We start from the raw sequence: 13,959 nt of genomic DNA on the forward strand, positions 1-13,959 counted from the left end.
AGCCGTCTATCGCCTTCCAGGCTTCCGCGCGCCGGGCTCGGCGCCGTCCGCGGGCTCGAACTCGAGCTGGAAACGCGTGGGATCGCGCCGCGCCGGCGCGGCGATCGCTTGTGGCGACGAGGGCGCGGCCGGGCTCTCCGGCCAGAAGCGGCGCCGGTTGAAGACGGGAGCAGGCAGGCGCCGCCGCCCCTGCTGGTCCGAAGGGGCGAGCGCCGGATCCAGCTCGGCGACGATTGCGTGGGCGTTGGTGCCCCCGAACCCGAACGAGCTGATCCCGGCCCTGCGGACGCCGCGACGAGGGCGCCACGGCGCGAGGCGCGTCGCGGGATAAAAGGGCGAGTCGGCAAACGCGAAGCGCGGATTCGGGGTCTCGCAGTGGAGCGTGGGCGGGATCTGGCGGTGGCGCAGGGCGAGCACGACCTTGATGAAGCTGGCGACGCCTGCGGCGCTCAGGAGGTGGCCGATGTTGGTCTTGACGCTGCCGACCGCGCAGAAGCCCCGCTCCTCGGTGGAGCGGCGGAAGACCTGGGTCAACCCGCGGAGCTCGATGGGGTCGCCGATCAGGGTGCCGGTCCCATGGGCCTCGACGTAGCCGAGCGTCTCCGCGGCGGCGCTCGCGCGCGAGAGGGCCTCCTCGATGACCGCCGACTGCGCCTCGGGGTTGGGGGTGCTGATGCCCATGGTGCGCCCGTCGTTGTTGACCGCGATCCCCTCGATCACGGCCTCGATGCGATCGCCGTCGGCGAGCGCCCGGTCGAGGCGCTTCAGGATCACGGCGCCCGCGCCCTCTCCGGGGACGAAGCCGTTCGCCTTCTCGTCGAAGACATGGCACTTGCCGTCGGGCGACAGGGCGCGCCCCGCGCTGAGGACCAGATAGGGTTTCTCGTCGAGCAGCACGTCGACGCCGCCCGCGACCGCCATCTCGCACGCGTCCGAGGCCAGGCTCTGGCACGCGAGGGAGATGCCCACGAGCGCGGACGAGCAGGCGGTGTCCACGACCAGGCTCGGCCCCTTGAGGTTGAGCGCGTGGGACAGGTGCGCGGCGATGAAATTCTGCCCGCCGCTGACGATGCTGGCCTTGGACGCGTGCCTGGACCGCTCGGCGAAATTCGCGGAGCGCGCGCCCACGAAGACACCCACCTTGCGGCCGCCGAGCGCCTTGCGATCGTAGCCGGCGTCGAGGAAGGCCGTGACCCCCGCCTCCAGGAAGAGGCGGACCAGCGGATCCAGCATCACGGCGTCCGACTCGGGGAGGTTGAAGTACCCGGGATCGAACCCCTCGATGTCGTCCACGAACCCGCCCCACCTGCTGATGCTCTTGCCCTCCTGCAGGGCGGGGCTGTACAGGCGGCGCCAGTCCCACCGGGACAGCGGGACCTCGCGGATGCTGCACACGCCCGCGGCGAGGTTCTCCCAGAACGCCGCCGGGCAGGGCGCGCCGGGAAAGCGGCAGGCGAGGCCGATCACCGCGATCCGGGGCTGCCCGGAGGACGACGCCCCGAGGGAGGCGCGCGCTCCGGCGTCCGGAGCGGGCGCGATCGTGGCGGCGGGCTCCGCCGGCGCGGGCGCAGGCGCGGCGACGGGCTCTGCCGGAGCGTGCGCGCTCTGCGCTGTCGCATCCCGGCGAGGAGCGTCGGACGCCGCGACGGCCTGCGCCTGCGCCTGCGCCTGCGCCTGCGCAGGGACGTTGTCCGCAGGAGCCGGGCGCGGCGAGAGCCTGGCGCGGATCTCGGCCTCGAAGTGTTTGCGGAGGTGGCGAGCGAGATCGTCGAGGGTGCGGTGCTGCAGAAGCACGGTGGGCTCGAGCGCCACGCCGCCCAGCCATGTCTCGATCCGCTGGACGAGGCCGGCCAGGATGACCGAGTCCACGCCGAAATCCTCGAACGGCGTGTCCGAGCCCAGCTTGGCCACGGGGATCCGGAGCTCCGCGCTGAACACGCCCCTCAGCCCGTCGAGGACACGGCTCGCGCCGTTCTCGCCCACGCGCGGCGTGATGTGGCTCGCGCCGTTCTCGCCCGCGCGCGGCGCGATGTGGCTCGCGCCGTTCTCGCCCGCGCGCGGCGCGATGTGGCTCGCGCCGTTTTCTCCCGCGCGCGCGGCGGGCGCGGGAGGCGCCGCGCCGAGCGTGGGTTGCTTCGCCTGCACCGGCTCTGGGCGCTCCACCTGCAGCCAGCGCTCCGCCGCCGCCTCCTCGGGGAGCTTCCTGCCGGCGAAGACGCAGGGCGCGCCGTGCAGCCGCACGGCCTGGTCGAGAAGCGAAAGCCCCTCGGCCGTGGAGTACGTCGGGAGGTCCCATTCCTCGAAACGCCGGGTCCCCTCGCCGGCCATGCCGCCCCCCTGCCAGCGGGACCATTGAATCGATCGGACGTGTCGCTCGCCCGCGGCCGCGCGCTGCGCGGCGAAGACATCCATGAAGGCATTGGCCGCCGCGTAATCGAGGATCCCGGCCGAAAGCCGCGGTATCAGGGCGGCCACGGACGAGAACGTGACGAAGAAGTCGAGAGGGCTCGTGCTCGTCAGCTCGTGGACGAGCTGAAGGCCATCGACCTTCGGTGAAAGGACAGCGGCGATGTCGGCGATGTCCTTGTGAATGAAGGCGGGCGTGGAGGTCCGCATCTCGCCCGCGCAATGGACGACGCCTCCCAGCGGTCCAAGGTCGCGCTCGAGGCCGCCGAGGAAGCCCTGCAGCGCCTCGCGGTCGGTCAGCGATCCGACGTAGATCCGGACCTCGGCGCCGCTCGCCTCGAGGTCGAGCACGAGGGCCACCCTGGCCGCGGTGAGCGGATCGCGCGCCGGATCCGCGACGAGCGCCCGCCAGCGCTCGCGCGGCGGCAGCGGCTTGCGCCCCAGGAGCGCGAGCCGGCGCGCACCGCGCCGGACCAGGTGGCGGGCCACCTCGGCGCCGAGGCCCTGCATCCCGCCAGAGACGAGGATCGGCCGCCCCGCCGCGATGGCCGAGGCGATGGGATCGCCGCCGCGAGGACCGCCGGACGAGGACACGGGCGAAATCCGGGGGACGAAGCGCTCGCCGTCCCGATAGCAGGCCTCGCCCTCGGGGGCGTTGGCCATGAACTCGTGCCACAGGAGCTCGCCCAGGGACGCTCCGGAGAGCGCGCGCTCGTCGAGGTCGACGGTCCGGGCCCGGACGCTCCTGTACTCGGCGCCCAGCGCGCCGATCAGGCCCGCGAGCGCAGCGCCGGCGAGGGACGGCGCCTCGTTGCGGAAGGGCAGTCGACCGCGGGTCGCGTGCAAGAGCCGGAACGGCCCCGGGACGGCGAGCCGAACGAGCCGCTGCACGAAGGCGAGCTTCCCGAGCTGGAGCGGGCAGCGCGCGACCGGCTCGCGATGGATGTCCGACAGGTCGATCAGCGCGGCGATCCCCCCGTGCTCGTTCCAGAGCGCCTGCGCGAGCGCGTCGGCCTGCGCGGGCGCGCCGGTGTCGAGCTCCATCTCTCCGCCGTGGAACCCGGCCGCCGCATCACGCGTGAGGACGACGCGAACGTCGCCGTGCCCCGCGCCCAGGGCCTCCGCCAGCGCGAGCGTCTGCCGGCCGGCGACCACGAGGACCGCGCCGTCCGGGCGCTCCGCGCCGCCGGCGACGCGCTCCGAGGGGCGCCAGGCCTTCTCGAGGAACACGCCGGCGTGCGCCGGAGCGGCCTCCGGAGCGGCAGCTCCTCGCTCCCCGCCCAGGTCCGCCGAGGGCGAAGGCGCCGCCGCAACGCCCGCCGCGCCCGCGGGCTCGTCCTGCAAGGGCAGCCAGTACCGCTCGCGGGCGAACGGGTACGTGGGCAGCGAGATCCTGCGGCAGGCGGACGGCCGGGGCAGCGCTTCCCAGTCGATGTCCGCGCCGGAGACCCACAGCCTGGCCACCTGCTGCAGCCGGCCCTTGCCGATCCATTGCGCGATCAGCGACCGGACGCCCTCGTCGTCCCCGGGGAGTAGCGCGCGGTCGTCCGAGCGGGCCCGCCCCCGCAGCACCGCTGCGTCGTCGCCGGCCGCGAAGGCCTCGAGGCCGCGCGCGAGCGCCTCCCGGTCGCCGGCGATCAGCGCCAGGCGCTCTTCCATGGGCTCTCTGCCGACCTGGAGGGTGTACGCCAGGTCGGCGAGGTCGACGTCGTCTCCGCCGCGGAGGAACGCCGCGATGCGCGCGGCAACCGCGCGCAGCCGCCCTTCTTCCCGGGCGGAGAGCACGACGATCTGCGGCCCTTCGTGCGGGGGGCGCGGCGCGACCTCCGGGGCCTCCTCCACGATGACGTGGGCGTTCGCCCCGCCGGCCCCGAAGGAGCTGATCCCGGCCCGCCGGGGCAGGACCTGCGAGCGCCCGTCGACCTCGACGGTGGCTCGCTCCCAGGGCGCCGGCCGCCGCTGGACGAAGAACGGCGTCGCCGTCCAGTCGATGTTCGGGTTCAGCGCCTCGGCGTGGAGCGACGGCGCGAGCTCGCCGTGTTTCATCTGGAGCAGGACCTTGGTCAAGCCAGCGACCCCGGCGGCCGCCTCCAGGTGCCCCATGTTCGACTTGAGCGACCCAATCGGGCACGAGAAGCCAGGCTCCGCTGCGCCCTGGAACGCCTGGTTCAAGCCCTCGAGCTCGATGGGATCCCCGAGGGGAGTCCCGGTCCCGTGGGCCTCGATGTAGCCGATGGACCGGGCCGGGATCCCCGCCCGCGCGACGGCGGCCTTGACCAGCGCGGCCTGCGCCTTGGCGCTCGGGACCGTATAACCGCTCGACCTGCCGCCGTGATTGACGGCGACCCCCCGGATGACGCCGTGAATCGGATCTCCGTCGCGCAGCGCGTGCGAAAGGGGCTTGAGCAGCACGCACCCGACCCCCTCCCCCGGCGTGAACCCGTCGCCGCCTTCACCGAAGCTGCGGCAGCGGCCGTCAGGGGCGGTCATCTTGAACAGCGAGTGCTGAAGGTACTTGTTGGGGTGGAGGGACAGGTTCACCCCGCCGGCGAGGGCCATGGCGCACTCGCCGCGCCGCAAGCTCTCCACGGCCAGGTGGAGGCACGTCAGGGAGGAGGAGCAGAGCGTATCGACGCTGAGGCTCGGGCCGTTCAGGTCCATGACAAAGGAGACCCGGTTGGCGATGGACCCGTACCCCAGCCCCACCGCGACCGGCCGGCCCCTGAGCGTCGCCTCCACCCCGTAGAAGGGATACTCGCTGTACATGACGCCGGCGAACACACCCACGCAGCCGCCGTGCCTGCGCTGGAGGAGCTCGCGGGTATAGCCGGCGTCCTCGAACGTCGACCAGGCGACCTCCAGGAACAGGCGCTCCTGGGGATCCATGAACTCGGCCTCTCGCGGCGAGATCCTGAAGAACATGGGGTCGAAGAGGTCGATCCCGCGGAGGAACCCTCCCCATTTGTTGTGGATCCGGCCGAGCTTGCTCCGGTCGGGATCGTACCAGGCGGCGTGATCCCAGCGATCCGCGGGGATCTCGGTAATGCAGTCCTTGCCCTCGCGCAGGTTCTGCCAGAACTCGCGCAGATCGTCGGCGCCGGGGTAGCGGCCGGCGACACCGATGATGGCAATGGCGGTGTCGTCGCCGACCGCTGCAGGGAGCGGCCCTGGCGCGACCACCGCCACGCCGGCGACCGGCGCCGGCGCGGCAGCCGCGCCGGACGGCTCGGCGCCGGTCAGGCCGAAGCGCTGGCGCAGCGCCTGGCCGTGGGAGGTGACGAGATGCCGGGCCACCTCCCGCAGGTCGCGATGCTGGAAGAACAGGGTCTTCGGCAGGCCGGCGAGGCCCTCCGCCGAGAGGAGCCGATACAGCCCCATGGCCATGAGGGAGTTCAGGCCGTAGTCCGAGAGCGGGGTCTTCGCCCGCACGTCGCGCGCAGGGATCTCGGCCACCGAAGCGAAGAGCTGCACGAGCCAGCGCTCCACCGCGTCGAGCAACCCGTCTTCCGCCTGCGAGCCCGCAGGCGTCACGGGCGCCGGAGCAGGGGCCGCTGCGAAGGCCGCTGCCACGGCGGGGGCCGCTGCCAAAGCCGGAGCCGGAGCAGGGGCCGCTGCGAAGGCCGCTGCCACGGCGGGGGCCGCTGCCAAAGCCGGCGCCGGAGCCGGGGCCGCTGCCGGAGCAGGGGCCGCGCCGGACGCGCGGGAGATCTCCCGCACGCGGAGCCGCTGGCCCCCGAACGGGTACGTGGGCAGCGGCACGCGTCGCGGCGGTCGCCGGTAGCAGCGCGACCAGTCCACGGCGTCCCCGGCGACCCATCGGCGCGCGAGCGCCACGGGATCGTCCGACGCCGCGGCGGGCCGGGGCACCGGCGTCCCATCGACGCTGCCGGTGAACACCCCTTCCGGCAAAGGCGCCTGGCCGGCGGCAAACGCTGCCAGCTTGGCGCCCAGATCGTCGAGGTCACGGGCGATGATGGCCAGCCGCTCGGCCATGTCGCGGCGCCCCACCTGGAGGGTGTAGGCCACCCCGGCGAGCGAGAGCGTCGCGCCCGGTCCGGCGAGAAAGCCCTGGAGACGTCGCGCGTACTCGCGGAGCTGATCGCCTGTCGCGGCCGAGAGGATCACCCCATAAGGGCCGATCGACGCTTCGGCGGGTCGCTCTGCAGCGCAGTACTCCTCGATCACGGCGTGGCCCAGCGAGCCCGTGGCGCCGAACGCGTTGACGAGCGCGCGGCGCGGCCCGCTGCGGGGCTGCCATGCGGCCGGCTGCTCGGGCACCCAGAACGGCGCCCTGTCCCAGGGGATCATGGGGTTCAGCGCGCCGCTCAGCACGTGCGGCGCCAGCGTCTTGTGCTGGATCTGGAGCAGCACCTTGGCGAGCTGCGACATGGCCGAGGCGGACTCCAGGTGTCCGATGTTCGGCTTGATCGAGCCGAGGGCGACCCGGGGCGCGCTGCCTTGCCGCTCCCCGAAGACCTCGATCAGCGCGGCGATCTCCGAGGCGTCGGCGATGGCGGCGCCTGTCGCCGCGGCCTCGACGTAACTTACCGCCTCGGGCCCGAGGCCCGCGCGGCGCAGCACGTCGCGGATCGACGCGGCCTGCGCCTCGGCCGAGGGCATACCGTAACGCGGGGTCGCGCCTGTGTGGTTGATCGCGGTGGCCTTGATCAGCGCGTGGATGTGGTCGCCGCTGCGCTCGGCGTCGTCCGCCGGCCGGATCAACACGGCGCCCACGCCTTCTCCCGGGATCCATCCGGTCGCGTCCTCTCCGAGCGCGTTGCCGAAGCCGCTCTCGGACACCATCCCCAGGCTGCAGAGCAGCCCCTGATGGTACGGGTGGGTCATCAGGTTGACGCCGCCCACGATCGCGGCCCTGCACTCGCCGCGCTGGATGCTCTCGCACGCGAGGTGCAGCGCTGTCATCGCCGACGAACACGACGTGTCGACAGCGACGCTGGGCCCCTTGAAATCGAAGGTGTGCGAGACCCGGTTGGCGATGGAGGAGTGGAGCGCCACGGCCCTGGCCACGTGGTCTTCCCGAAAGCCCTCCACTCCCTCGTTCTGGAAGTCGTTCCACATCACCCCGACGAACACACCCACCTTGCCGGCCTGGGCGTTCAGGCGCTCGGCCGTCGTGCCGGCCGCCTCGATGCACGCCCACGCGGCCTCGAGAAACAGCCGCTCCTGGGGATCGATCGAGCGCGCCTCCGCGGGGGACATGCGGAACAGCAAGCAGTCGAAGCGATCGACATCGTCGAGGAAGCCGCCCGAGGAGCAGTAGATCCCGCCCTTGTCAGGCCCCGTGGCCTGGAGCGGCGCAGGGTCCCAGCGATCGGCGGGGGCCGGCCGGATGCTCCGCTCGCCGCGGCGGAGACGTTCCCACAGCGCGGCGGCGTCGGGCGCGCCGGGGTACCTCCCGCTCTGGCCGACGATGGCGATGTCCGTGCCCCAGGCGGCGCTGGCCGCGCCCCGGCTGCCGGCTCCGGGCGAGGCGCTGACAGGGAGCGCGCCCGCCGGAGCGCCGCGCACAGTCAACGCCTCGACCCCCTCGCGCGCCGGCGTCCCCCTCCCCGGCTGCCGCGCCCGAGGCAACGCGCCCTCGCGCTCGACGCGGCCGCCCAGCACGTTGAGGAGGAATACGTGCCTCGGGCCCAGCCCGAAATGAGGCCGGATCCGGTCGAAATCGACGGCGCCGACGGGCAGGAGCCCGACGCCGAACTCCGATTGCCGGAGCGTGAGCAGCTCGATCAAGCACCCTGTCTCGATGAGAACGAAGGGATCCGCGCTCGCTCCATAGACGGGCTCGATGGCGTCGAGCTGGGCGATGAAGAACAGCGAGAACCCGGATCGGTCGAAGTGCGGCCGGTTGTAATAGAAATGGGCGGTCCGCTCGATGGATGGATTCCCGTCGATCAGCCAGAGCTCGTGCCGCTCGGGGTGATGATAGTAGATCCCGGGGCCGAGCCCCTCGACGGCGCCCTCTTTGACGTGCAGGTATGTCTGTACGGCGTAGGTCGCGCCGGCCGAGGGATAGAGATACTTCGGCTTTCCGTCGATCGTGGCCTGGCGGAGGAGCCCCAGCAGCCCGCTGAAGTCCGCGAGGGGGATGGGCTGGTCCTGGAAGTCGGTCCGGCACGAGCGCAGGCGGTAGTCGGCCTCGGGGACGCTGTCGCCAGGAAGCGCGATGACGCCGCGGTGCTCGCCCTGCCGGCGCAGGTGCGGCTTCTGCTGCTTGAAGGCCTCCCGCTGCTCCCTGGAGAAGAAGTCGGTCTTTTGCGGAGCGGGCGCGCTCGGCTCGGCCTCGACCGGCGCCGCCAGGGGCTCTGGTGCCGCGGCCGCCTCGACAGGCGCCGCGGGCGCGCCGCGCTCCTCCAGGAAGGCGGCGATGCCAGCCACGGTGGGCCGCTTCAGGAGGACATCGACGCTGAGCGACAGATCGAGCTGCTCGCGAAGGCGCTGCGCGATCCGCACCAGGGTGAAGGAGGTGGCGCCCAGGTCGAACAGGTCCTGGTGCGGGTCGACGTGCGCCACGTTCATCGCCTCCCTGAAGAAACCGACGAGCTGGTCGACGAGGCGCTGCCCAGCGAACACGCGAGGACTCCCATTCTTCGCCGACGCCGCCGGCGCAGACTGCGCCGGTCGCGCCGACTGCACCGGTCGCGCCGGCAGCACCGGCTCGGGCGCAGGCTTTACCGGGGATGCGGCGCTCCGCGGCGAGGCCGCGGGCTGCGGCGAGGCCGCGGGCTGCGGCGCCGCGGCCCCGGCAACCTGCTCGGCCACGCTGGCGGCGATGCCCGCCATGGTGGGATGCTTCAGGATCGTCTCGACGGACAGGCTGACGCCGAAGGCCTCCCGGACCTTCTGGGAGACCCGCACCAGCGTCAGCGAGGTGGCTCCCAGGTCGAAGACGTCCGCCTCGGGAGCAAGGCCCTTTCGCCCGAGGGCCAGCTCGAAGAGGGCGACGATGTCCCGGAGGATCTTCTCCTTCACGGCGCCGGCGTCCGGCGGCGCCGCGGCCGCGTCGTCCTGCACCGGCCAGGGCAGCGCCGCCCGGTCCATCTTCCCGTGGGCCGTCACCGGGATCCCGGCGACCTGCACGAACTGATTCGGCACCATGTAGCGCGGCAGCGAGGATTCGAGGAAGCGCCGCATCACCTGGGGCGAGAACGACGCCCCGTCCCGGAGAACGACGTAGGCGACCAGCCGCGGATCACCCGAGTCGGCGTCCCGTACCGCGACGGCGGCCTCCCTCACCGCCTCGTGCCCGAGGAGCGCGGCCTCGATCTCTCCGAGCTCGATCCGGAGGCCGCGCAGCTTGATCTGCCCGTCCATGCGCCCGAGGAAATCGATATTCCCATCGGGGAGCCACGCGGCGCGATCCCCGGTCTTGTACATCCTGGCGCCCGGGCTCGGATCGAACGGGTCACGGACGAAGCGCTCCGCGGTCAGCTCGGGCCGGTTCAAGTAGCCGCGCGCGAGGCCCACGCCGGCGATGTAAAGCTCGCCTGTCTGATCGGGGCGCACCGGCCGCTGCTGCTCGTCGAGGATGTAAAGGCGGATGTTGGCGATGGGACGGCCGATAGGGACCTTCCTGTCGTCCCTCAGGTTGCACTTCCAGAAGCTGACATCGACGGCCGCCTCGGTGGGGCCATACAGGTTGTGGAGCTGAGCGGAGAAGGTGGAGAGCGCCCTCTCCATCAAGGGATACGGCAGCGCCTCGCCGCTGAAGAAGACGTGCCGCAGCGACGCGCAGCCCGCCGCTCTGGGCTCGTCCAGGAAGAGGCGCAGCATCGACGGGACGAAGTGGCAGGCGGTCACGCCGTGCTCCTGGATGAGCCCGGCCAGGGCCGCCGGATCCCGCTCCGCGCCGGGCGCCGCGAGGACGATGCGGGCCCCGGTGATCAGCGGCCAGAAGAACTCCCAGACGGACACATCGAACGTGAACGGGGTCTTCTGCAGGACGCGATCAAGCGGCGTGAGGGCATAGGCTTCCTGCATCCAGTGGAGCCGGTTGCAGATCGCCCGGTGGGAGAGCATGCACCCCTTGGGCATCCCCGTGGATCCCGAGGTGTAGATGACATAGGCGAGGTGCTCCGGCCGGACCTCGACGCGCGGCCTGTCGGCGGAGTACGAGGAGAGCCGGCTCGCCTCGGTGTCCAGGCACAGGCGCGTCCCGGTGAATCCGGCCAGCACGCCGGAGAAGCTCGACTGGGTGAGCAGGACGGCCACGCCGGCGTCCCGCGCCATGAACTCCAGGCGCTGCTCCGGATACGTGGGCTCGAGAGGCAGGTAGGCGCCACCTGCCTTGAGGATCGCCACGAGCGCCACGACGAGCTCGAGCGATCGCTGCATGAGCACGCCCACGATCTGGTCGGGGACCACGCCGTGCGCGCACAGGAAGCGAGCGCACCGATTGGCTTGCTCGTCGAGCTCACGGTAGCTGAGCGAGCGCCCGTCGATCTGCACGGCCGGCAGATCGGGTGTCCGGAGGACCTGCTCCTCGATCAGGCGGTGGAGGGCCTGATCCTCGGGATACGCGGCGCGGGTGTCGTTCCAGCGCGCGAGGCGCTCTCGCCACGCCTCGTCCGTGAGGCCGGCGAGGGCGGAGGGCGCGCTCTCGGGGGCGCGCTCTCGGAGGACGGCCGCGAGGTCCGCCCGATCCCAGACCTCGGGCGAGGTGGCGAGCTGCTCGAGCAGCCGGCCGTAAGCGGCGAACATCTCGGCCACCATGCCAGGAGGGAAGTGATCCTGGACGGCGTCCCAGTGGTACTCGAGCCTGCCGTCGGCCTCCACCTGCGCTGTATCGAGGACGACCTGCGGCGTCTGGGAGAGGCCGCACGCGTCGCAGAAGCCGACCGGCAGCCGGAAGTCGGCGTGCGGCATGAAGCCGGTGAACACGACCGGCAGGACGCGCGCGCCCTGTTCCGGGCGCCGCAGCGCGAGATCGCGCAGGACCCCGAAGCCGCCGAGGAGCTGATGGGCCCGGTCCTCCTCGACGCCGCGCTGATGGCGGCGGACCTTCTCCGCGAACGAGCGGCCCGACCGAGGGTCGTGGACGAGCCAGCGCAGGAAGGTGAAATCGCCGACGACCTCGTCGATTTCCGGGTGGATCGGGGGGCGCTCGTAATCGACCACGACCACGGTGAACGGCCCGGGCTCGGCCCAGGCCGACAGCACCTCGACATACGCCGACACGAGGACGGTCTCTGGCGACACGCCGAGCGCCCTCGCCCTGTCCGCGAGGGCCGGCCACGCGGCAAGCGTCGCCTGGAGCCGCGCGCGCTCCGACCGGACCGAGGCCGGGGGCCGCGCCCCGGGGAAGACGGGGCCGTTCGGGATGTGCGCGAGCTTGTGACGCCAGTATTCCCGGGACACCGCCCCTTCCGGGGACCGCTGGAGCCGCGCGACGGCCGCCACGTAATCCTGAAAGGTGATGGCCGGCCGCCGCAAGGGAGCCTCGGACCGCTCGTAGAGGCGGAACCATTGCTTGAGGACGAGGAGGACGCTGTTGCCGTCGGCGATGAGCAGGTCGATCGCGACGTGCAGGCGCCAGCGCGTCGCGTCGAGCCGCGAGGCGGCGACCTCGAACAGGGGCCATCGGCCGAGGGGAAAGACCTGCTCGCTCGCGCGCCGTCGCATCGTGGCGAGGGCGCTCTCCGGCGACGCGTCGCCGCGCAGGTCGACGGAGCGGATCTCGTAGGGCGGCACGTCCTCGAGCACGCGGCAGCGCCCGTCGGCGTCGATGACCGCCCGCAGCATGTCGTGGGTCGCCACGACCGCGCGGAGCGCGCGCTGGAGGCGCGGCACGTCGAGGCCCTCGCATTCGTACTCCAGGTAGAGCTGGCAGCTCACGCCGCCGTGCTCCAGGAAGGCCGTGCGGCCGACGAAGTACGCCTGTTGCAGGTCGGTGAGCCCGAAGGACTGGTGTCGCAGGGCGGGGTCGTGCGCCAGAGGCGGCGGCGCGGCGCGCGCGGGTACGGCGTCGGAGCGGGAGGGCGCCACGGGACGATCCGCCGCCGGGCGCTCGGCGTGCCAGCGCTCGGGGTGCTCGGCGAGCTCACCGACGGCGCGGCCGTAGCGGTCGAACATCGCCTCCATCACGCCTGGCTCGAAGGACTCCGCGTCGTAATCCCAGCTCAGATAGAGCGCCCCGTCCCGCTCGAGGATCTGGTGATCCAGCGCGACCTGGGGTGTCTGCGTGACCGCGTACGAGACGCGCTGGAACCAGTCCTCGGCGTCGGCCGGCTTCGCCGCGTTGTCGAGCATCGAGGTGAACACCACCGGCAGCGTCGAGGCGCGATCGGCCTTGCTCCGCAGCCGGAGCTCCCGCAGGGTCCGCACCCCGCTGACCGTGTAGTGATCCATGTCGTCCCAGAGCTGGCGCTGGTGGAGTCGGGCCTGCTCGATGAGGCTGCGGCCCGCGGGCGGCTCGACCTTGAACAGGCTCGTCGAGATGAACGGCCCCACGATCTCGTCGATACGCGGGTGGAGAGGCGGGCGGTTGAAGAAGGTCAGGACGAGGGCATAGGCCTCATCCCCGGACCAGCCGCTCAGGGTCTCTGCGAAGAGCGTGAGGAGCAGCGTCGTCGGCGAGACACCGGAGCTCCGGGCCGCGCTCTTCATCGCTCCCCACGCCGCGGGGGGCAACGACCGGTGCAGCCGGACTCGCGCCGAGGCCGCCGTCGCCGACGGGGAGCCCGCCCGGACCCGCATGGGCAGCTTCGGCCCAGACGGCATGTCCGCGAACTTGCCGAGCCAGTACGCGAGATCCTCCCGGAATCGAGGCGTTTTTTCGAACTCCTTGATCGCCAGCACGACGTCGCGAAAGGACACATCGAGTCCGGCGAGCTCTAGCCCGGGCTCGCGGTAGAGCTGGAACCACTGCCGCTGGAGCAGGTGCAGCCCCGCGCCGTCGGTGACCCACGTATCAAGGCTGAAGTGGATGATGGATCGGTCGCCCGGCAGCCGGGTGATCTCGATATCGAAGAGAGGCCACGACCCCGGCTCGTAGAGCTTGTGGGACAGCCGGAGCCGGACGTCAGCGCGGTGGCGCTCGATCTCGGCCGCCGCGGACCACCTGAGGTCGTGGACCGGGAGAGAGACAGGGGGGGCCGGCGGCATGATCTGCTGGCGCCCCTCGGGGAGGATCTTCGCGCGCAGCATCTCGTGGTGGGCGACGAGGCGCTGCCAGGCCCGCTCGAGCCGCGCGGCGTCGAGGTCCTGCTCCTCGATCTCCATGTAGAAGTGGCCGCCCACGTGGCCGAGCGCGTCTCCGAGCTGCTTGCCCACCAGATAGGCTTCCTGGATATCCATCAGGGGAAAGGGCCGATGGCGGTTCTGCGGATCCGGCGCGAGGACGGGCGCGCGGGGCCCGGCGCCGTCGGCCGCTCCGCCGTGCTGCGGCGGGGTGCGCCGCAGCCTGTCGCGGAGGGCGCGGAAGACGCTCAGCTTCTCTTCTCTCGAGCGTTCGTCAAACATGGCGTCCGTCACAGCCTTCTCCATGCGGTAGAGTCGCCGCCCGCGGTCCGGGCGCTGCACACAAGCGCGATCACG

General features: G+C 72.3%; 1 protein-coding gene. It reads right to left on the bottom strand.

Annotated features, from left to right (window positions below; genetic code table 11):
• Positions 1 to 6 precede the first annotated feature (6 nt).
• The gene (locus WMF34_RS21375) at positions 7 to 13,884 is read right to left on the bottom strand and encodes an amino acid adenylation domain-containing protein (RefSeq protein WP_437994381.1); all 13,878 of its coding nucleotides are present in this window, start codon (positions 13,882 to 13,884) and stop codon (positions 7 to 9) included.
• Positions 13,885 to 13,959 lie beyond the last annotated feature (75 nt).

The sequence above is a fragment of the Sorangium sp. So ce145 genome (assembly GCF_051525985.1).
GTDB classification, from domain to species: domain Bacteria; phylum Myxococcota_A; class Polyangia; order Polyangiales; family Polyangiaceae; genus Sorangium; species Sorangium cellulosum_B.